Source organism: Enterobacter sp. UPMP701, from assembly GCF_053709515.1.
The window spans coordinates 171,590-189,701 of record NZ_JBSKJN010000008.1; the positions used below are offsets into that span (position 1 = coordinate 171,590).

Genomic DNA, 18,112 nt, shown 5'->3' on the forward strand with positions numbered 1-18,112 from the left:
GTTGTGTTTGCTTTAACGGCGGGGTTTCCCCCGCACGCTGTTATTTTTCCGGTGGCGTATAGCCTTCGATGTGCACGTCTTTACCTTCGAACAGGAAGCTCACCATCTCCTGCTCCAGCAGCTTGCGGTGTTCCGGGTTCATCATGCTGAGTTTTTTCTCGTTGATCAGCATGGTCTGCTTTTTCTGCCACTGTCCCCAGGCTTCTTTGGAGATCTCGTTATAGATGCGCTTACCCAGGTCGCCCGGGTAGAGCTGGAAATCCTGGCCTTCAGCGTCGCGCTGCAGGAAAGTACAAAAAATGGTTCTGGCCATACTCATTCCTCTTTGTGTTGCCGATGCTAAACCATTGCACCGACACGTAATTGCTGTAACAGGCGCTCCACGGGAGCCGCCAGCCCGACTGATGGCGGTTGCGCTAAGTTATACCAGAGAGCGGTGCCTTCATCCATGCACGAGGTGAATGAGGACACGGGAAGCCACATCGGTACAATATCCAGATGGAAGTGGCTGAAAGTGTGGCGGAACGCGTTGAGTTGCGTCAGGGTATCGGCCGCAATGCCGCGCTGTTCAAGCCATTCCCGAAGCGACGCTTCGTCTTCAAACTGTGGGAAGCAGTATAGACCACCCCACAGGCCGCTCGGCGGACGCTGGGCGAGAAACACCTCGTCGCCGTGCTGCATCAGCAGCATATAGCCGGTACGCTCCGGCAGCGTCTGCCTGGGTTTTTTACCTGGATACTGCGCCCACGAATGGTTGGCATACGCCACGCAGAGGTTGTTCACCGGGCAGAGTTCGCATTTCGGTTTGGAGCGCGTGCAGACCATCGCGCCGAGATCCATCATTGCCTGGTTAAAACGCTCGACGCCTTTCGCCGGAGTGACCGCGTCGCTGATCTCCCACAGGCGTTTTTCTACGTCCTTCTTCCCCGGCCAGCCGTCAACGGCATAGCAGCGCGCGAGCACGCGCTTGACGTTGCCGTCGAGGATCGGGAAATGTTTGCCTAAGGACAGGGAGAGAATGGCGCCTGCGGTTGAACGTCCGACGCCGGGTAAATCGGCCACTTCGTCAAAGGTTTCCGGGAATTTACCGTTATGACGCGTCGCGACCTGCTGTGCGGCCTTGTGCAGGTTACGCGCACGGGCGTAGTAGCCGAGCCCGGTCCACAGGTGTAGCACCTCATCTAACGGCGCGTTGGCCAGATCGGTCACCGTCGGGAAGCGCGCCATAAAACGCTCAAAGTAAGGGATCACCGTGGCGACCTGCGTTTGTTGCAACATCACCTCGGAGAGCCATACTTTGTACGGCGTTTTTTCAATTTGCCAGGGCAGGGTTTTACGCCCGTATTTGTCGTACCAGTCCAGCACCTGGGCTGAAAATTGAGAGGCTTGCATGGTCATCGATTCGCTTAATCAGGGACGCAGATTGCAGCACAGCGTCAATCTGCTGTAAACCGGATCTTTCCCATGCTTGCATAGAAGCCTTAACTTTGGATAATGCCCGTTTCCCGAACATTCTCACAAGCAGACAACTCTTTTATGAAAAACGACGTCATTTCACCGGAATTTGATGAAAACGGTCGCCCGCTGCGCCGTATTCGCAGCTTTGTCCGCCGTCAGGGCCGCCTGACAAAAGGGCAGCAACACGCGCTGGATAACTACTGGCCGGTGATGGGCGTTGAGTTCAGCGAGCAGCCGCTCGACTTTACCGACCTGTTTGGCCGCGACGCCCCCGTCACGCTGGAGATCGGTTTTGGTATGGGCACCTCGCTGGTGACCATGGCGAAGGCACGTCCGGAGCAGAATTTCCTCGGCATTGAAGTGCACTCGCCGGGTGTGGGCGCTTGTCTCGCAACGGCTCATGAAGAGGGCGTTGAGAACCTGCGCGTGATGTGTCACGACGCGGTGGAAGTACTGCACAAAATGATTCCTGACAATTCTTTGAACATGGTTCAGCTCTTTTTCCCTGACCCGTGGCACAAAGCACGTCATAATAAACGCCGTATCGTTCAGGCGCCGTTTGCCGAGCTGGTGAAAAGTAAGCTTAAACTGGGCGGCGTCTTCCATATGGCGACCGACTGGGAACCGTATGCGGAACATATGCTGGAAGTGATGTCGTCGCTGGATGGGTATAAAAACCAGTCTGCGAGTAACGACTATGTACCGCGTCCGGAATCGCGTCCGGTAACGAAATTTGAACAGCGTGGCCATCGTCTTGGTCACGGTGTATGGGACTTAATGTTCGAGAGGGTGAAATAATGGCAAAGAATCGTAGCCGTCGTCTGCGTAAAAAGATGCACATCGAAGAATTCCAGGAAGTGGGCTTCTCCGTCGCGTGGCGTTTCCCGGAAGGCACCAGCGTAGAACAGATCGATCAGGACGTGGATGCGTTCATCAACGAGGTGATCGAGCCAAACAAGCTGGCCTTCGACGGTAGCGGCTACCTGGCATGGGAAGGTCTGATCTGCACCCAGGAAGTCGGTAAGTGCACCGAAGAACATCAGGCGCTGGTTCGCAAATGGCTTGAAGAGCACAAGCTGGAAGATGTCCGCGTCAGCGAACTTTTCGACGTTTGGTGGGACTAATAAAGCAGTAAGCGGGCCAGCATTAGCTGGCCCATTTTGTCTGAGGGAGTGTTAAAGATGCGCAAAACGTTGCTGGCTGTTGCTTTGATGGCAACCGGATTCACCGCCCATGCGGATTATCAATGTAGCGTCACCCCGCGTGATGACGTGGTGTTAAGCCCGCAAACCGTGCAGGTCAAAGGCGAGAACGGCAATCTGGTGATTACGCCGGAAGGGAACGTCACCTTTAACGGTAAACCACAGAACCTGACTGCCGCCCAGCGCGAGCAGGCGAAAGATTACCAGGCTGATTTGCGAACCGCGCTGCCGTGGATTAACGAAGGCGCGCTGACGCGCGTTGAGAAAAGCCGCGTCGCGCTGGATAAGATCATCACCAAAGAGGTGGGGGAGAGCAGCAATATGCGCACCCGCCTGACGAAGCTCGATAAGCAGCTTAAAGAGCAGATGAACCGCATTATCGAGACGCGCTCTGACGGCCTGACGTTCCACTACAAGGCGATCGATCAGGTTCGTGCTGACGGACAGCAGCTGGTGAATCAGGCGATGGGCGGTATCCTGCAGGACAGCATCAACGAGATGGGCGCCAAAGCCGTGCTGAAAGGCGGTGGTAACCCGCTGCAGGGCGTGCTGGGCAGTCTGGGCGGCTTGCAGACTTCCATTCAGAACGAGTGGAAGAACCAGGAAGATGATTTCCAGCAGTTCGGCAAAGACGTGTGTAAACGCGTGGTGTCGCTGGAGGATAGCCGGAAGGAGCTGGTGGGGACGCTGAAGTAATGCACTTCGCCCCTCACCCTAACCCTCTCCCTAAAGGGGCGAGGGGATGGTTTGCGCCCTCACATTAACCCTTTTCCTAAAGGGGCGAGGGGATGGTTTGCCCCCTCTCCCTTTCAGGGAGAGGGCCGGGGTGAGGGTTGCAGCGCTTGCAGCGTTTCAAGGATCCTTTCTAACACCGCCTCTTCGTTATTCCAGAGTTCGTTGTTCCAGAATCGAATAACGTGCCAGCCCTTATGGTTTAACCATAATGTCCTTTGTCGATCGTATTCCTGATTTTCATCATGTTGTCCGCCATCCAGCTCAACGGCCAGGCGAGCCGCGCAACAGGCGAAATCCAGAATGTAGTGACCTACCGGGTGCTGTCGGCGAAATTTATAATTTTCGAAACGGCGGCTGCGCAGTAAATACCAAAGCCGCCTTTCTTCCTGTGTCAGCTCGCGTCTGAGCTGCTTTGCGTATGAACGAATTGTTTCCATCCCCACACTCTGCCAGCCTTTCCCTCAGCCGGCAGAACGGGATGCAAAATCCTGAATCAGCCTTCAGGATCTTCAGCGAGGAACAGCTCAAGAAGGGAGTTTAAGAACAGTTTGCCGTGCTCGGTGATCTGCCAGTATTCCTCACATTCCGTGAGATACCCCTTTGCCAGCGCTTCGTCAATCTGCGGACGAATCACCGATTCCGCCAGGCCGGTGTACAGCGCAAACTCCGCGCGCGGGGCGGCTTCCAGCAGACGGAAGCGGTTCATAAAGAACTCAAACGGCTTATCCGCCACCTCAACGTCGTGCTGACGCTCAAGGTAGCGGCCTTCCATATACCCGCGCGGGTGGCGGGTTTTAGCCGTGCGCAGAATGCGCCCGTCCGGGAAGGTCACTTTGCCGTGCGCGCCGCAGCCGATGCCCAGATAGTCACCAAAGCGCCAGTAGTTCAGGTTGTGCTGGCACTGGTAGCCCGGCTTCGCATAGGCCGAAGTTTCATACTGCTGGTAGCCCGCAGCGGTTAACAACTGGTGGCCCTGCTCGAAGATATCCCACAGCGCATCGTCGTCCGGCAGCACCGGAGGGCGGGAGCCGAACAGGGTGTTGGGCTCTATGGTGAGCTGGTACCACGACAGATGCGGCGGGTTCAGTTCAATCGCCTGACGCAAATCGTCCAGCGCTTCTTCAAGCGACTGATCCGGCAGGCCGTGCATTAAATCGAGGTTAAAGCTGCGTAGCCCAAGTCCCGTTGCCAGGTTCGCCGCGCGCTTTGCCTCTTCCGGGCCGTGAATGCGCCCCAGACGCTTCAGCTTCGGCTCGCTAAAGCTCTGCACGCCGATGGAGATACGGTTCACGCCCGCGCGCTGATACTCGACAAAACGGTCGGCCTCAACGGTGCCGGGGTTGGCTTCCATCGTAATTTCAGCATCCGCCGCCAGGTTCAGGCGCGCACGCACGCCGTCCAGCAGCGTTTGCATCGCCGGGCCTGACAGCAGGCTCGGCGTACCGCCACCAATGAAAATGGTCTTAACTTCACGTCCCTGTGCGTAAGGTGCATCGACGTCCAGGTCGGCCAGCAGATGCGCAACGTAGTCATCGTGCGGCACTTCGCCCTTCAGCGCGTGCGAATTGAAATCGCAGTACGGGCATTTCTGCACGCACCACGGGATGTGAATATACAGACTCAGAGGCGGCAAATTAGCCATTACGCAGTGCTTCCAGTAACAGTTTCAGCGCGCGTCCACGGTGGGAAATCGCGCTTTTCTCTTCGCGGGTCAGTTCCGCAGCGGTTTTGCCCTCGGTCGGGACAAAGAAAATCGGATCGTAGCCAAAGCCGCCGTTGCCCGCCGCTTCACGGGTAATTACGCCCGGCCAGCTGCCGTGGCAGACGATCGGCGTCGGGTCTTCCGCGTGACGCATATAAACCAGCACGCAGTGGAACTGCGCGGTGCGCTGTTCGTCCGGCACGTCTTTCAGGGCCACAAGCAGCTTTTCCAGATTCTGCTGGTCAGTTGCATCAACGCCGGAATAGCGCGCAGAGTAGATGCCCGGCGCGCCGCCGAGAAAATCGACCGCCAGACCAGAGTCATCGGCAATCGCGGGCAGGCCGGTAATCTGAGCGGCGTGTCGCGCTTTCAGAATGGCGTTTTCGATAAACGTCAGACCCGTCTCTTCGGCGGACTCCACATCAAGATCGGTCTGAGCCACCACGTCCAGCCCAAAATCATTTAATAGCGAGGCCAGCTCGCGTACTTTACCGGCGTTGCCGGTCGCGAGAACAACTTTCTGCATGGTTTAGTCCTGTTCTTTCAGAGCCGCGACTTCCGTCGGGATAGATTGCGGATTAAGGATTTTTACCTGTTTATGTCGCCCAAGTTCACCTTTCTCAATGATGACCTGGCTTTTGGCGACGCGAAACTGTTTAGCCAGATATTTGGTCAGATGCGCGTTCGCCTGGCCGTCAACCGGCGGGGCGGTGATGGCGACTTTTAGCTCGTCGCCATGCCGCCCAACAATACTGTCGCGGCTGGCTTTCGGCTGAATATACAGCCGCAAAACCAGCCCGTCGGCGCAGGTACTTACTGCACTCATAGCGCCATCCACAGCCCCGGCAGCAGCATATCGCCCGTAGACTGCAGCAGCTCAGCGATCCCCATGTTGACCACATAAAGCAGCAGCACCAGGATCATCGGGGAGAAGTCGATACCGCCCATAGACGGAAGCAGGTTACGGATCGGACGCAGTAGCGGCTCGGCCAGCTGAATCAAGGCGTACTCCACCGGGCTACGCCCCTGGCTCACCCAGCTCATGATCGCCATCACCAGCAGCACCCAGAAAATCAGCAGGCCGACGGTTTTGATCAGAATCAGGACCGCGGCAATCCAGATAATCGGCTGGAAGGTGATAACCATAAACAGCATGATGGCTTTGATCACGCTCAGAATAAACGCCACCAGCAGTGACGCGCTGTCGATGGGGCCCATGGCCGGGATAATACGGCGCAGCGGCCCTACAACAGGCTGCGTGATTTTCACCACAAACTGGGAGAACGGATTGTAAAAGTCACAGCGGGCCCACTGCATCCAGACGCGCAGCAAAAGCGCCATCGTATACAGCTCAAGCACAGTTGAGAGCAGGAAAGTCAACGTCTTCATGGCGTTCCTCAGGTTTCCTTATTATTTTGAGTAGTCGCGCGCACCGAAAATGGCGGTACCGATGCGCACCATAGTGCTGCCTGCCGCGATGGCGGCTTCCATATCATCCGACATGCCCAGTGAAAGCGTGTCTACCGTTTCATAGCGCGCTTTAAGCGCCTCAAATGCTACAGCCATTTGCTGTGCCACGGCAAACTGCCTTTCATAACTTGACTCAGGCGCTGGAATGGCCATCAGCCCGCGCAGGGTTAAGCGCGGCAGTTCGGCCACCTCTGCGGCCAGCACATCCAGCTCGCTCAGCGCAATGCCGGACTTGCTGTTTTCATCGCTGATGTTGACCTGAATAAGCACGTTAAGCGCTGGCATTTCAGCCGGACGCTGGTCATTCAGACGGGAAGCAATACGCAGACGGTCGATGGTATGGCACCAGTCGAAGTGCTCTGCCACCAGACGGCTTTTGTTCGACTGCAGCGGGCCAATAAAGTGCCACTGCAGATCTGAAGTCCTCTGCTCCTGAAAGTAGCGAATTTTATCCACGCCTTCCTGCACGTAGTTTTCACCAAACGCCCGCTGGCCTGCAGCAATGGCTTCTGCGATGGCGCTCGCAGGCTTCGTTTTGCTGACTGCAAGTAACGTAATTTCTTCTGAAGCACGGCCGCAACGCGTTGCAGCGGCTGAGATTTTGTCCCGGACCTGTGCCAGGTTATGCGCAATGTCGTTCATTTTCCGAGGAGTAGTCTATGGATGTGGAAGAAATTGTGGCCCTTAGTGTAAAGCATAACGTCTCCGATCTACACCTGTGCAGTGATTCACCACCCCGCTGGCGTAGACTAGGCCGGCTTGAGCCTGCTCCCTTTCCGCCGCCTGACGTCGGGGCGTTGCTAAAAGCGTGGCTGAACGACGAACAGCAGGGCGCATGGTGGGCAAACGGGCAGGTCGATTTTGCCGTGACGGTCGCAGGAAACCAGCGTCTGCGTGGCAGTGCATTTAAGCAGATGAAGGGCGTCTCCGTTACCCTGCGGCTGTTGCCGCGTACCTGCCCGCAGCTCACTTCGCTGGGCGCGCCGCGGGCAATCCCGGAACTGTTATCCAATGACGCCGGGCTGATTCTGGTGACAGGGGCAACCGGCAGCGGTAAATCCACTACGCTGGCGGCGATGGTCGATTTTCTTAACCGCCATGCTGACGGCCATATCCTCACGCTTGAAGATCCGGTGGAGTTTATCTACCAGAGCGAGCGTTGCCTGATCCAGCAGCGGGAGATAGGCCAGCACAGCCCGTCATTTGCCGAAGCGCTGCGCGGTGCATTACGTGAGGACCCGGACGTTATTTTGCTGGGAGAGCTGCGCGACAGCGAAACGATCCGCCTGGCGCTGACGGCGGCGGAGACCGGGCATCTGGTGCTGGCGACGCTGCACACGCGCGGGGCATCACAGGCGATTGAGCGGCTGGTCGACACGTTCCCGGCGCAGGAGAAAGATCCGGTGCGTAACCAGCTGGCCGGCAGCCTGCGGGCAGTGCTGGCGCAAAAGCTGCTTCCCGATCTTCAGGGCGGGCGCGTCGCGCTGTATGAACTGCTGGTAAACACCGCTGCGGCGGCGAATCTGATTCGTGAAGGGAAGACGTGGCAACTGCCCGGCATTATCCAAACCGGTCAGCAGGCGGGAATGCAGAACTTTGACCAGAGCCTGGCGGAGAGACGGGCGCAGGGGCGGCTGTAGGCCCCTGAGTTTAAAAGCCCTGTTCGAAATAGCTTTCGAGGATGATGACGGCTGAAGCGGAGTCCACGCTGCCCTTGTTGAGCGCCCGGAACCCGCCGTGCTCGAACAGGCCCGCACGCGCTTCGACGGTGCTGAGACGCTCGTCGTGAAGCTTCACGGAGACGCCAAAGCGCCCATGGATTTTATTGGCGAACTTACGCGCCCGGGCGGTAAGCGGCTGTTCTGTGCCGTCCATATTCAGCGGCAGCCCAACGATAACGTCATCCGGCTGCCACTCTTTGAGCAAGCGCTCAATAAGGTTCCAGTCTGGCGTGCCGTCGTTGGCCTTCAGGGCCGTGAGCGGACGCGCGGTACCGGTGATGCGCTGGCCCACGGCGACGCCGATGCTTTTGGTGCCAAAATCGAAGGCCAGCAGTGTTCCGCTCATCAGGCGTGCCCCGCTACGCCAGGCATTGTCAGGATATCGATGCCAATCAGTTTTGCCGCGTCACGCCAGCGATCGGCAATAGGGGTTTTAAACAGAATATTCATGTCCGCAGGTGCGGTAAGCCAGGCATTATCGAGGATCTCTTGCTCAAGCTGGCCTTTCTCCCACGACGAATAGCCCAGCGCCACCAGCACTTCCGAAGGCTGCTCAGCGGTACCCAGCGTTTCGAGCACGTCGCGCGAGGTGGTGATCACGGTGTTGTCGGAGATGCGAATACTGGAAGAGAATACCGGCGGGGTATGCAGGATAAAGCCGCGATCTTCGGCAAGAGGTCCACCCAGCATCACCGGTTTATCAAGCCGGATTTCCGGCAGGCGCGCTTCAGCCGGGATTTTCAGCTTGTCCAGAATCCCTTCAACCTGCAGGTTTTCCAGCGGTTTGTTGATGATAATACCCATCGCGCCGTCTTCATTGTATTCACAAATATAAACCACGGCGCGGCGAAAAATCGGATCCTGGAGAGCAGGCATGGCAATAAGAAAGTGATGCTGTAAATTCATTGTCAGAGGTACTGTTTCCTGGTTTAAAAAGCGACAGCGCCCAGTATGGGGATAAACACAGGCGCTGTCACAGGTTATTTCTGTAAACGTTTTTCGATAGCGTCCATCAGCATTCCGGTGATCGAGATCGGGAACTCCGCTTCAATTTCACGAATGCAGGTTGGGCTGGTAACGTTCACTTCGGTCAGGCGATCGCCGATGATATCCAGGCCAACGAAGATCAGGCCTTTGGCTTTCAGCGTTGGGCCGACGCGGCGGGCAATTTCCCAGTCGCTTTCGGTTAGTGGACGCGGTTCGCCACGACCACCGGCCGCCAGGTTACCGCGCGTTTCGCCACCCTGCGGAATACGCGCGAGGCAGTAAGGTACCGGCTCGCCATCCACGACCAGCACGCGCTTATCACCGTCTTTAATCGCCGGAATATAGTTCTGCGCCATACAGTAACGGGTGCCCAGCTCGGTCAACGTTTCGGCGATCACGCCAATATTCGGGTCGCCCTCTTTCACGCGGAAAATTGACGCGCCGCCCATGCCGTCCAGCGGCTTCATGATGATGTCGCCGTGCTTCTGCCAGAACGCTTTCAGCTGCGCTTTGCTGCGGGTCACCAGCGTTTCCGGCGTCAGGTCTGAGAACCAGGCGGTGTAGAGCTTCTCGTTACAGTCGCGCAGGCTCTGCGGCTTGTTGACGATCAGCGTCCCTTTCTCTTCTGCACGCTCAAGGATATAGGTGCTATAGATGTATTCGGTGTCGAACGGCGGGTCTTTACGCATCAGGATAACGTTGAGGTCGGCCAGGGCAATGTCCTGCTCGGTGCCGAATTCGTACCATTTGTCGTAGTTCTGCTCGACGTTAACGATGCGGGTGCGTGCGCGGGCTTCACCGTTGATCAGGTAAAGATCGTTCATCTCCATATAGTGGAGTTCATAGCCGCGACGCTGCGCTTCCAGCAGCATGGCGAAGCTGGAATCTTTCTTGATGTTAATGTTTGCGATGGGATCCATCACGATGCCGAGCTTTATCATGTTCTTCTCCGTTTATACTTCAACCCAGATCGCCAAACCGTACCTGTAGCGCGGTAATGGCCGTGAGTGCCGTTGTCTCAGTGCGCAGAACGCGAGGTCCCAACAGAATATCAGTAAACTGGTAACGCGCCGTCATGGCAATTTCGTCAGCTGACAGACCGCCTTCCGGCCCAATCAGCAGGCGTACGCGCTCAACGGGCAGCGGCAGCGTATTGATGCTGGCGCTGGCGCGCGGATGAAGATTGAGCTTCAACCCGCTCTCCTCTTCTGCACACCAGTCCTCCAGATCCATCGCCGGACGGATCTCCGGAATACGGTTGCGGCCACTCTGTTCGCAGGCCGCAATGGCGATTTTCTGCCACTGCTGGATCTTTTTGTTCAGACGTTCCGCATCCAGTTTAACGCCACAGCGCTCGGAAAAAAGTGGCGTAATGAGGCTTACACCCAGCTCAATGGATTTCTGAATGGTGAACTCCATCTTTTCCCCGCGTGACATCACCTGTCCCAGATGAATGTGCAGCGGCGATTCACGGTCGTCCACTTCACCGCGCAATACATTTACATGCACGCTTTTTTTATCCGCCCGCGTGATTTCCGCGTCGAAAACCTGATTAGAGCCGTCGAACAGCTGGATGGCCTGGCCTGCGCCCATGCGCAGAACGCGGCCAACGTGGTTAGCAGCATCGTCAGACAGGGCGATTTCGCGGCCTGCGGTAATCAGTTCAGGGTGGTAAATGCGGGGAATGCGCATAGTCAAAAATTCCATATGTCATGCGGTGTAAGCGAATTGCCGTAGTGTAGGTTAGCTCTTTTGCGCCTGGCAAGCCCGCTGGACGTAAGGGTTGTGATTCCCCTGGACTCTGGCGATGCGTTCGTCACGCTGGCATTCCCACTCGGTTACCGGATATTGCTTGTTCCAGGCATTGAACAACTGCGTCTGCTGGCGTGAAAGGTTGAGGTCATAACGGTCACGCATGTAGAAGTAGGTGCGGGCGATACTGCCGCGCGCGCGGGCAGGGGGCTCGGCGACTTTCTCTTTGAAATCCACCTTCATGCCGCACTGGCCGTACTGGCCTTCGCCACCGTTCCACTGGCTGTACATAAAGTTGCCGCGATCGCCATTCACTTCGCCTACCGCAGGCTGCAGGTTATGCATGTCGCTTTCCATCTGGCGATAAACCGGGTCTTTGGCGCAGTTTTTACGTCCGCCGTCCTGCCAGCACTGGCGTTGGTGGCCAAACTGCCACGCCGGGACCACATGTTCCCACTCGATGCGGCTGGCGCGGTTTTCGTTTTTACGCACCTTATAACCGCAGGATTCGAGGTCAACGACCCCTTTTTTGCCCTCCCAGTTAATTTTGCAGCCGCAGTAGAAATCGCCCGGCACATCGGCGTTCACCTTCACGCCTGCTGCCTTAGCCTGGGAAAAACTGTTGATACCGTCGGCCAGAGCATGGCCTGAGAGCGCCGTCGTCAGAAAGGCGACCGCGAGAGAAACATTACGGGACATCTTACACTCCGTGTCAAAACGAGCCCGCAACGTAACGAATGTTGTTCCTGTATGCAATCAGTCAGATCAGGAAAGTTCCTGAAAGTTCAGCTGGTTATTCCGCGACCAGCGGTTCGCCGCATTTCACGCAGCGGTAGGTGGCTTCGCCGCGCACCACGCGATTATGACGACGGACGGTGAGCTGGTGCTGCTGGCACTGGCAGCGGTAGGGGAAGGTGTTGCGGCGCACCGATTCCAGCTCGAACTGATGTGTGCGTCGAGCCGGAACGCCGAGCACAGCTTCCATCATCCACTTCCACTCTTTTCCGTGCGGCGCGACGCGGCCAAAGTGCTTCCACACCAGAAGGTGCGCCAGCTCGTGCGGCACTACCTCTTCAATAAACGCCTGCTGATTTTCCATCATCAGCACCGGATTCAGGCGGATCTCATACGATTCCAGCCAGGCGGTGCCGGCTGCAGTGCCGCGCTGCTGATAAACCAGCTTCGGTTCAGGATAGTTGCGGCCGAGTTTCAGGTTGGCCTGGGCGAGTTTTTCCCGCAGGCTGCGCATAACGGCTTGCTGAATGGCGATGGGGAGACGGGGAGCTTTCATAGGGGCAGAGCATAAAGCGGGAAGCGGGGAGGCGCAAGGGGCGCCTCCCGCATATGGATCAGTCGTGGGCGCCGATCTCGCGCAGCGGACGACCTTTCATCAGGTTACGTTCAATATGTTCCAGCGAAACGTGCTTGGTTTCTGGAACCAGCCAGATGGTCAGCACAATAAAGAAGATATTCAGACCGGCATAAACCCAGAAGGTGTTCGCATTGCCCAGAGTATTGAGCATGGTCAGGAATGTAGCGCCGACGATCATGTTGGCAATCCAGTTGGTTGCGGTAGAGCAGGTGATACCAAAATCACGCCCCTTCAGCGGCTGGATCTCAGAGCACAGCACCCAAATCAGCGGACCGGCGCTCATCGCAAACCCGACGATAAACATCAGCAGCATGCCCACCGCGAAGTACTGGGCGGTTGGCGAGTGGATGCCCACATGCATCATCGTACCGAGAACGCCCATACCCGCCGCCATCACCAGGAAGCCCAGCGTCAGGGTTGGCTTACGGCCCCAGCGGTCCACCAGACCGATGGCGATAAAGGTTGCCAGTACGTTAGTCAGACCGACGATAACGGTCCCCCACATCTGTTCGGTGGTGTTGGTGTAGCCCGCCAGTTCAAAGATTTTTGGTGCGTAGTACATGATGACGTTCATCCCGGTGAACTGCTGCATCACCTGCAGCAGCACGCCGAGGAATACCGCGCGGCGGAAGTTGCTGTTCTCTTTAAACAGCGCCCAGCCGGACTGTTTTACCTTCAGGCTTTCGCGGATCTCATCCAGCTCGTTTTTTGCCTCCGCGCTGGTATCACGCAGGCGGAGCAGAACGCGTTCGGCGTCATGGAAGCGGCGCTTCGCGGCAAACCAGCGCGGGCTGTCCGGCAGGAAGAAGACGCCGATCAGCAGCAGAATGGCCGGGATGATGATCACGCCAAGCATCCAGCGCCATGCGCCGCTGTAGCTGAAGGCGGTATCGGAAAGGTAAGCACCGAGAATACCGATGGTGATCATCAGCTGGTACATGGAAATCATGCTCCCGCGGATTTTCTCTGGTGCAATTTCAGAGAGGTACAGCGGAGCGGTATAAGACGCCACGCCCACCGCAAGGCCCAGCAGCACGCGGGAGAGGATCAGCACTTCAACGTTAGGTGCTGCTGCAGAGAAGAGTGAACCGGCGACGAAGAGGATCGCGCCAATCATCAGGCTCTTTTTACGTCCGAGCTTGAAAGAGAGCCAGCCGCTGCCGACGGCCCCGACGGCGGCACCGAACATCATGGAGCTAACCACCCATTCCTGGGTATGCGCGTTAATCTGGAATTCGTCTGCGATGAAGGGAAGAGCGCCGGCAATAACGCCGATATCCAGGCCAAAGAGTAATCCTGCCAGGGCAGCGAGGAAGCAGACGAAGAATGTCATCGCCTTGTTGGACGTACGCCCCTGTTTTTTATTGTCAGGCATTATGCCCTCCAGTTGGGTTATCAGTTTTAATGATGTAAAGGGTAGGTGAGCGACCCGTAAAAATATGTGAGATTTATCACAATGGTGTAATCGGTTACACTAACGTGAAACCGTAAAAATTATTAAAGCTTTGAAAATATAGAGGTAAACGAGGTGATGCGCATCGCGTTTGTTTGAATTTCAGACTTAACTGAAAGGAAATGTAACAGCAGAAGAAAGGCGATCATGCAAAGAGAATATTCTGAAAGCGGGATATATCCGGTGCGGTGTAATCGGTTTCAAACTTTGCCATCCGACACAAAAAAGGCCAGCACTTGGGCTGGCCTTTTTAACGGTGTCAGTCGATTACTTCAGACCGGCAGCTTCACGCAGCAGAGCGGCTTTGTCGGTTTTTTCCCATGGGAAATGTTCACGACCAAAGTGACCGTATGCAGCGGTTTCTTTGTAGATTGGGTGCAGCAGATCCAGCATCTGAATCAGGCCGTATGGACGCAGGTCGAAGAACTCGCGCACCAGCAGGGTCAGCTGTTCTGAAGGCACTTTCTCGGTACCGAAGGTTTCCACCATGATGGAGGTTGGCTCAGCCACGCCGATGGCGTAGGAGACCTGAATCTCACAGCGGTCAGCCAGTCCGGCAGCAACGATGTTTTTCGCCACATAACGTGCAGCGTACGCGGCAGAACGGTCAACTTTAGACGGATCTTTACCGGAGAACGCGCCGCCACCGTGACGCGCCATGCCGCCGTAGGTATCAACGATAATTTTACGACCGGTCAGGCCGCAATCGCCCATTGGGCCGCCGATAACAAAGCGTCCGGTTGGGTTGATGAAGAATTTGGTTGCAGAGCTCAGCCATTCGGTTGGCAGAACCGGCTTGATGATCTCTTCCATCACTGCTTCCTGCAGGGATTTCTGATCGATCTCTTCGGAATGCTGGGTAGACAGCACTACCGCATCGATGCCGACGATTTTGCCGTCGTCGTACTGGAAGGTCACCTGGCTTTTCGCATCCGGACGCAGCCACGGCAGGGTGCCGTTTTTACGCACTTCAGCCTGACGCTGCACCAGACGGTGTGCGTAGGTTACCGGGGCTGGCATCAGTACATCGGTTTCGTTGGTTGCATAGCCGAACATCAGGCCCTGATCGCCCGCGCCCTGTTCCAGCGGATCGGCACGGTCAACGCCCTGGTTGATGTCAGGAGACTGTTTGCCAATTGCGCTCAGTACCGCGCAGGAGTTGGCATCAAAGCCCATATCAGAATGCACATAGCCGATCTCACGCACCGTGTTACGGGTGATCTCTTCGATATCAACCCATGCGCTGGTGGTGATCTCACCGCCAACCAGAACCATGCCGGTTTTGACATAGGTTTCACACGCTACGCGGGCTTTTGGATCCTGCGCCAGGATCGCATCCAGCACCGCATCGGAGATTTGGTCAGCAATTTTATCAGGATGTCCTTCTGATACGGACTCGGACGTAAACAGGTGTTTTGCCATGTTTTATTTCACCTAAGAGGAATTTGGTTAGCTCAAGCTGCTGTGTGGAATAGCCAAAGGAGATAATTCTACCAAGGCCTGCAGGTTTTTGACACTGGCAGTATGAGTGTTAATCAGTATAGATGGATTAACATCTGGATGGCTATTTTAGGTCACTTCTTCGCCCGATTTCCAGTTTTTTTTGATTCGTCTCTCACTGCGTTGAAATGGCTGCTGGAAATTTTTCCTGACGCTGCTGGCAACACGCGCATTTTTGTTTTGCTTTTTAGCCCCCTTCTCGGTATAAAACGCGGCGCGCGGCTCATACAAAAAGCGCTCGATGAACTCATCGTGTCGCCACTTCCAGCCGGGTTAAGCAGTGAACTGTTAGCTTTGGCTTGAGGTCCGTTTCAGCAGAGGCGGCCGTGGAGGTGATACGAGATAATGAACCATCGTTTTCCGCTAATTCAGCGCAGCCGTTCTGGCACGCATTTGATTCCCGCAACCCGCATTTCTAGTCTGCAAACCTGCCGATGTTATACCCATCTCGGCGCTTCTCAGGATTCAAGGGCCGGTTACGCTCTGTGAAAACTGAACAAGGGCGCTCTTGTTAATACAAGAGTTTTCTCGTGGTTTCGCCGAACCTTGTCATACAGAGTTCGGATACGTGTTTTACAATGATATGAATAAGAAACCGGTCGCACGGTCTGGATTTCAGCATACTCTGCTGGGAAACGGAGCCGTTTGTGGGTTGTTATCGCCGTATAACGCTGCGATAGTAGTCAACTGTTTTACACTTAATACAAAGAGTTGAGGTTCGCTATGTCTGACGACATGTCTTCTTTTTCGCCTTCGTCAGCGGGCGAACAGGGTGTACTACGTTCTATGCAGGAGGTTGCGATGAGCTCCCAGGAAGCCAGCAAGATGCTGCGCACTTACAATATTGCCTGGTGGGGCAATAACTACTATGACGTCAACGAGCTGGGCCACATCAGCGTCTGCCCGGATCCGGACGTCCCTGAAGCGCGCGTGGATCTCGCTAAGCTGGTGAAAGCCCGTGAAGCACAGGGTCAGCGTTTGCCTGCACTATTCTGCTTCCCGCAGATCCTGCAACATCGCCTGCGTTCCATTAACGCCGCGTTCAAGCGCGCGCGTGAGTCCTACGGCTATAAAGGCGACTATTTTCTGGTTTACCCGATCAAGGTAAACCAGCACCGCCGCGTGATTGAATCCCTGATCCACTCCGGCGAACCACTGGGTCTGGAAGCGGGCTCTAAAGCGGAGCTGATGGCGGTCCTCGCGCATGCGGGCATGACCCGTTCGGTGATCGTCTGCAACGGTTATAAAGACCGTGAATACATTCGTCTGGCGCTGATTGGCGAGAAGATGGGCCACAAGGTCTATCTGGTGATCGAGAAGATGACCGAAATCGCGATCGTGCTGGAAGAGGCCGAGCGTCTGAACGTTATCCCTCGCCTTGGCGTGCGTGCGCGTCTGGCATCGCAGGGTTCCGGTAAGTGGCAGTCCTCCGGCGGTGAAAAATCCAAGTTCGGCCTCGCAGCGAACCAGGTGCTGCAACTGGTGGAAATTCTGCGCGAACGCGGTCGTCTCGACAGCATTCAACTGCTGCACTTCCACCTCGGCTCGCAGATGGCGAATATTCGCGACATCGCCACGGGCGTGCGCGAATCGGCGCGTTTCTACGTTGAGTTGCACAAGCTTGGCGTGAACATCCAGTGCTTTGACGTGGGCGGCGGCCTGGGCGTGGACTACGAAGGGACTCGCTCACAGTCTGACTGCTCGGTGAACTACGGCCTGAACGAATATGCCAACAACATCATCTGGGCGATTGGCGATGCCTGTGAAGAGCACGGCCTGCCGCACCCGACGGTGATCACCGAATCCGGCCGCGCGGTTACCGCGCACCATACGGTGCTGGTCTCGAACATCATCGGCGTTGAGCGTAGCGAAATCACCGAAGCGACGCCTCCGGCAGACGATGCCCCGCGTTCCCTGCAAAGCATGTGGGAAACCTGGCAGGAGATGCACGAGCCGGGCACGCGCCGTTCCCTGCGCGAATGGCTGCACGACAGCCAGATGGATCTGCACGATATTCACGTCGGCTACTCGTCAGGCACCTTTAGCCTGCAGGAGCGCGCGTGGGCGGAGCAGCTCTATCTGAATATGTGCCATGAAGTGCAGAAACAGCTCGACCCGAGCAACCGCGCGCACCGTCCGATTATCGATGAACTGCAGGAGCGTATGGCGGATAAGATTTACGTCAACTTCTCGCTGTTCCAGTCGATGCCGGATGCCTGGGGTATCGACCAGCTGTTCCCGGTTCTGCCGCTGGAAGGGCTGAACCACGCCCCGGAACGCCGTGCGGTGCTGCTGGACATCACCTGTGATTCCGATGGCGCGATTGACCACTACGTGGACGGCGACGGTATCGCAACGACGATGCCAATGCCGGAGTACGATCCGGAGAACCCGCCAATGCTGGGCTTCTTTATGGTCGGCGCGTATCAGGAGATCCTCGGCAACATGCACAACCTGTTCGGTGATACCGAAGCGGTTGACGTGTTTGTCTTCCCTGACGGCAACGTGGAAGTTGAGCTCTCTGACGAAGGGGACACGGTGGCGGACATGCTCGAATACGTTCAGCTCGATCCGAAAAAACTGCTCACCCAGTTCCGCGATCAGGTGAAAAACACCGGTCTGGACGATGTATTGCAGCAGCAGTTCCTGGAAGAGTTTGAAGCGGGTCTGTACGGGTACACTTACCTGGAAGACGAGTAGCCGCCAATGCCCGGTGGCGCTGCGCTTACCGGGCCTACGAATGTAGGCCGGATAAGGCGA

Annotated in this window: 24 protein-coding genes; 8 read left to right on the plus strand and 16 right to left on the minus strand. The window is 56.4% G+C overall.

Going from position 1 to position 18,112, the window contains the following annotated elements:
- Window positions 1-40 precede the first annotated feature (40 nt).
- Window positions 41-313 carry an oxidative damage protection protein gene (locus ACWKXT_RS17320; RefSeq protein WP_023309138.1) on the minus strand — a complete coding sequence of 91 codons (273 nt, stop codon included), beginning with the start codon at window positions 311-313 and terminating at the stop codon, window positions 41-43.
- 26 nt (window positions 314-339) lie between these two features.
- On the minus strand, window positions 340-1,392 hold the full coding sequence (gene mutY, locus ACWKXT_RS17325) for an A/G-specific adenine glycosylase (protein WP_454533000.1): 1,053 nt from the start codon (window positions 1,390-1,392) through the stop codon (window positions 340-342).
- A gap of 144 nt (window positions 1,393-1,536) precedes the next feature.
- Here mutY and trmB point away from each other — a divergent pair, with 144 nt between their 5' ends.
- From trmB to ACWKXT_RS17340, 3 genes are read left to right on the plus strand one after another with little or no spacing between them, the layout of a single operon-like run.
- Window positions 1,537-2,256 carry a tRNA (guanosine(46)-N7)-methyltransferase TrmB gene (trmB, locus tag ACWKXT_RS17330; RefSeq protein WP_454527480.1) on the plus strand — a complete coding sequence of 240 codons (720 nt, stop codon included), beginning with the start codon at window positions 1,537-1,539 and terminating at the stop codon, window positions 2,254-2,256.
- Window positions 2,256-2,582: a YggL family protein gene (locus ACWKXT_RS17335; protein WP_028014375.1), complete on the plus strand. Its 327-nt coding sequence runs from the start codon at window positions 2,256-2,258 to the stop codon at window positions 2,580-2,582. The genes trmB and ACWKXT_RS17335 overlap by 1 nt, the downstream gene beginning before the upstream one ends.
- Before the next feature lie 57 nt (window positions 2,583-2,639).
- Window positions 2,640-3,356 (plus strand): DUF2884 domain-containing protein, encoded by a 717-nt coding sequence (locus ACWKXT_RS17340; protein ID WP_454533001.1) that lies wholly within the window; start codon window positions 2,640-2,642, stop codon window positions 3,354-3,356.
- Window positions 3,357-3,469: 113 nt separating this feature from the next.
- On the opposite strand, the gene ACWKXT_RS17345 is transcribed toward ACWKXT_RS17340, so the two are convergent.
- The 6 genes from ACWKXT_RS17345 to ACWKXT_RS17370 are packed head-to-tail and all read right to left on the minus strand — an operon-like array spanning window position 3,470 to window position 7,209.
- Entirely contained in the window at window positions 3,470-3,832 is a 363-nt protein-coding gene (locus ACWKXT_RS17345; protein ID WP_074135713.1) for an endonuclease domain-containing protein, read from the minus strand.
- 56 nt (window positions 3,833-3,888) lie between these two features.
- The gene (gene hemW / locus ACWKXT_RS17350; RefSeq protein ID WP_454533002.1) at window positions 3,889-5,037 is read right to left on the minus strand and encodes a radical SAM family heme chaperone HemW; all 1,149 of its coding nucleotides are present in this window, start codon (window positions 5,035-5,037) and stop codon (window positions 3,889-3,891) included.
- Complete coding sequence (locus tag ACWKXT_RS17355) at window positions 5,030-5,623, minus strand: XTP/dITP diphosphatase (protein ID WP_454533003.1); 594 nt, start codon at window positions 5,621-5,623, stop codon at window positions 5,030-5,032. The genes hemW and ACWKXT_RS17355 overlap by 8 nt, the downstream gene beginning before the upstream one ends.
- Before the next feature lie 3 nt (window positions 5,624-5,626).
- Window positions 5,627-5,923 carry a DUF167 family protein YggU gene (gene yggU, locus ACWKXT_RS17360; protein ID WP_454533004.1) on the minus strand — a complete coding sequence of 99 codons (297 nt, stop codon included), beginning with the start codon at window positions 5,921-5,923 and terminating at the stop codon, window positions 5,627-5,629.
- Window positions 5,920-6,486, minus strand: coding sequence for a YggT family protein (locus ACWKXT_RS17365; protein ID WP_454533005.1), 567 nt, complete (start codon window positions 6,484-6,486; stop codon window positions 5,920-5,922). Before ACWKXT_RS17365 ends, yggU begins: the two co-directional genes overlap by 4 nt.
- Before the next feature lie 21 nt (window positions 6,487-6,507).
- Window positions 6,508-7,209 (minus strand): YggS family pyridoxal phosphate-dependent enzyme, encoded by a 702-nt coding sequence (locus ACWKXT_RS17370; RefSeq protein ID WP_454533006.1) that lies wholly within the window; start codon window positions 7,207-7,209, stop codon window positions 6,508-6,510.
- Between the two features lie 17 nt (window positions 7,210-7,226).
- On the opposite strand from ACWKXT_RS17370, the gene ACWKXT_RS17375 reads away from it, so the two are divergent.
- Window positions 7,227-8,207, plus strand: coding sequence for a type IV pilus twitching motility protein PilT (locus ACWKXT_RS17375; protein ID WP_454533007.1), 981 nt, complete (start codon window positions 7,227-7,229; stop codon window positions 8,205-8,207).
- A 10-nt stretch (window positions 8,208-8,217) separates the two neighbouring features.
- On the opposite strand, the gene ruvX is transcribed toward ACWKXT_RS17375, so the two are convergent.
- The 8 genes from ruvX to metK all read right to left on the minus strand — a co-directional run bounded on the left by ruvX (window position 8,218) and on the right by metK (window position 15,274).
- A complete protein-coding gene (gene ruvX / locus ACWKXT_RS17380) occupies window positions 8,218-8,634 on the minus strand; it encodes a Holliday junction resolvase RuvX (RefSeq protein WP_021242076.1) in 417 nt (138 codons plus the stop codon).
- Complete coding sequence (locus ACWKXT_RS17385; RefSeq protein ID WP_008499752.1) at window positions 8,634-9,194, minus strand: YqgE/AlgH family protein; 561 nt, start codon at window positions 9,192-9,194, stop codon at window positions 8,634-8,636. Before ACWKXT_RS17385 ends, ruvX begins: the two co-directional genes overlap by 1 nt.
- Before the next feature lie 74 nt (window positions 9,195-9,268).
- Window positions 9,269-10,216 carry a glutathione synthase gene (gshB, locus tag ACWKXT_RS17390; protein WP_010435454.1) on the minus strand — a complete coding sequence of 316 codons (948 nt, stop codon included), beginning with the start codon at window positions 10,214-10,216 and terminating at the stop codon, window positions 9,269-9,271.
- A gap of 19 nt (window positions 10,217-10,235) precedes the next feature.
- Complete coding sequence (rsmE, locus tag ACWKXT_RS17395; protein WP_014833222.1) at window positions 10,236-10,967, minus strand: 16S rRNA (uracil(1498)-N(3))-methyltransferase; 732 nt, start codon at window positions 10,965-10,967, stop codon at window positions 10,236-10,238.
- A gap of 51 nt (window positions 10,968-11,018) precedes the next feature.
- Window positions 11,019-11,726: a deoxyribonuclease I gene (endA, locus tag ACWKXT_RS17400; protein WP_454533008.1), complete on the minus strand. Its 708-nt coding sequence runs from the start codon at window positions 11,724-11,726 to the stop codon at window positions 11,019-11,021.
- 94 nt (window positions 11,727-11,820) lie between these two features.
- A complete protein-coding gene (locus tag ACWKXT_RS17405; protein WP_003860035.1) occupies window positions 11,821-12,318 on the minus strand; it encodes a SprT family zinc-dependent metalloprotease in 498 nt (165 codons plus the stop codon).
- A 58-nt stretch (window positions 12,319-12,376) separates the two neighbouring features.
- Window positions 12,377-13,774 (minus strand): galactose/proton symporter, encoded by a 1,398-nt coding sequence (galP, locus tag ACWKXT_RS17410; protein ID WP_119917088.1) that lies wholly within the window; start codon window positions 13,772-13,774, stop codon window positions 12,377-12,379.
- 345 nt (window positions 13,775-14,119) lie between these two features.
- On the minus strand, window positions 14,120-15,274 hold the full coding sequence (gene metK, locus ACWKXT_RS17415; protein ID WP_014885184.1) for a methionine adenosyltransferase: 1,155 nt from the start codon (window positions 15,272-15,274) through the stop codon (window positions 14,120-14,122).
- A 138-nt stretch (window positions 15,275-15,412) separates the two neighbouring features.
- Between metK and ACWKXT_RS17420 the strand changes: the two genes are divergently transcribed.
- The 4 genes from ACWKXT_RS17420 to speA all read left to right on the plus strand — a co-directional run bounded on the left by ACWKXT_RS17420 (window position 15,413) and on the right by speA (window position 18,052).
- A complete protein-coding gene (locus ACWKXT_RS17420; RefSeq protein ID WP_454527473.1) occupies window positions 15,413-15,655 on the plus strand; it encodes a hypothetical protein in 243 nt (80 codons plus the stop codon).
- Window positions 15,656-15,697: 42 nt separating this feature from the next.
- Window positions 15,698-15,841, plus strand: coding sequence for a hypothetical protein (locus tag ACWKXT_RS17425; RefSeq protein WP_419179132.1), 144 nt, complete (start codon window positions 15,698-15,700; stop codon window positions 15,839-15,841).
- Between the two features lie 94 nt (window positions 15,842-15,935).
- Window positions 15,936-16,067 carry an acid stress response protein YqgB gene (gene yqgB, locus ACWKXT_RS17430; RefSeq protein ID WP_454533009.1) on the plus strand — a complete coding sequence of 44 codons (132 nt, stop codon included), beginning with the start codon at window positions 15,936-15,938 and terminating at the stop codon, window positions 16,065-16,067.
- An 8-nt stretch (window positions 16,068-16,075) separates the two neighbouring features.
- Window positions 16,076-18,052, plus strand: coding sequence for a biosynthetic arginine decarboxylase (gene speA, locus ACWKXT_RS17435; protein ID WP_454533010.1), 1,977 nt, complete (start codon window positions 16,076-16,078; stop codon window positions 18,050-18,052).
- The last annotated feature ends 60 nt before the right edge of the window (window positions 18,053-18,112 follow it).

Coding starts and splice junctions, on each gene's coding strand:
- ACWKXT_RS17320 (WP_023309138.1), bottom strand. CDS start 313: ATGGCCAGAACCATTTTTTGTACTTTCCTGCAGCGCGACGCTGAAGGC.
- mutY (WP_454533000.1), bottom strand. CDS start 1,392: ATGCAAGCCTCTCAATTTTCAGCCCAGGTGCTGGACTGGTACGACAAA.
- trmB (WP_454527480.1), top strand. CDS start 1,537: ATGAAAAACGACGTCATTTCACCGGAATTTGATGAAAACGGTCGCCCG.
- ACWKXT_RS17335 (WP_028014375.1), top strand. CDS start 2,256: ATGGCAAAGAATCGTAGCCGTCGTCTGCGTAAAAAGATGCACATCGAA.
- ACWKXT_RS17340 (WP_454533001.1), top strand. CDS start 2,640: ATGCGCAAAACGTTGCTGGCTGTTGCTTTGATGGCAACCGGATTCACC.
- ACWKXT_RS17345 (WP_074135713.1), bottom strand. CDS start 3,832: ATGGAAACAATTCGTTCATACGCAAAGCAGCTCAGACGCGAGCTGACA.
- hemW (WP_454533002.1), bottom strand. CDS start 5,037: ATGGCTAATTTGCCGCCTCTGAGTCTGTATATTCACATCCCGTGGTGC.
- ACWKXT_RS17355 (WP_454533003.1), bottom strand. CDS start 5,623: ATGCAGAAAGTTGTTCTCGCGACCGGCAACGCCGGTAAAGTACGCGAG.
- yggU (WP_454533004.1), bottom strand. CDS start 5,923: ATGAGTGCAGTAAGTACCTGCGCCGACGGGCTGGTTTTGCGGCTGTAT.
- ACWKXT_RS17365 (WP_454533005.1), bottom strand. CDS start 6,486: ATGAAGACGTTGACTTTCCTGCTCTCAACTGTGCTTGAGCTGTATACG.
- ACWKXT_RS17370 (WP_454533006.1), bottom strand. CDS start 7,209: ATGAACGACATTGCGCATAACCTGGCACAGGTCCGGGACAAAATCTCA.
- ACWKXT_RS17375 (WP_454533007.1), top strand. CDS start 7,227: ATGGATGTGGAAGAAATTGTGGCCCTTAGTGTAAAGCATAACGTCTCC.
- ruvX (WP_021242076.1), bottom strand. CDS start 8,634: ATGAGCGGAACACTGCTGGCCTTCGATTTTGGCACCAAAAGCATCGGC.
- ACWKXT_RS17385 (WP_008499752.1), bottom strand. CDS start 9,194: ATGAATTTACAGCATCACTTTCTTATTGCCATGCCTGCTCTCCAGGAT.
- gshB (WP_010435454.1), bottom strand. CDS start 10,216: ATGATAAAGCTCGGCATCGTGATGGATCCCATCGCAAACATTAACATC.
- rsmE (WP_014833222.1), bottom strand. CDS start 10,967: ATGCGCATTCCCCGCATTTACCACCCTGAACTGATTACCGCAGGCCGC.
- endA (WP_454533008.1), bottom strand. CDS start 11,726: ATGTCCCGTAATGTTTCTCTCGCGGTCGCCTTTCTGACGACGGCGCTC.
- ACWKXT_RS17405 (WP_003860035.1), bottom strand. CDS start 12,318: ATGAAAGCTCCCCGTCTCCCCATCGCCATTCAGCAAGCCGTTATGCGC.
- galP (WP_119917088.1), bottom strand. CDS start 13,774: ATGCCTGACAATAAAAAACAGGGGCGTACGTCCAACAAGGCGATGACA.
- metK (WP_014885184.1), bottom strand. CDS start 15,274: ATGGCAAAACACCTGTTTACGTCCGAGTCCGTATCAGAAGGACATCCT.
- ACWKXT_RS17420 (WP_454527473.1), top strand. CDS start 15,413: ATGGCTATTTTAGGTCACTTCTTCGCCCGATTTCCAGTTTTTTTTGAT.
- ACWKXT_RS17425 (WP_419179132.1), top strand. CDS start 15,698: ATGAACCATCGTTTTCCGCTAATTCAGCGCAGCCGTTCTGGCACGCAT.
- yqgB (WP_454533009.1), top strand. CDS start 15,936: ATGAATAAGAAACCGGTCGCACGGTCTGGATTTCAGCATACTCTGCTG.
- speA (WP_454533010.1), top strand. CDS start 16,076: ATGTCTGACGACATGTCTTCTTTTTCGCCTTCGTCAGCGGGCGAACAG.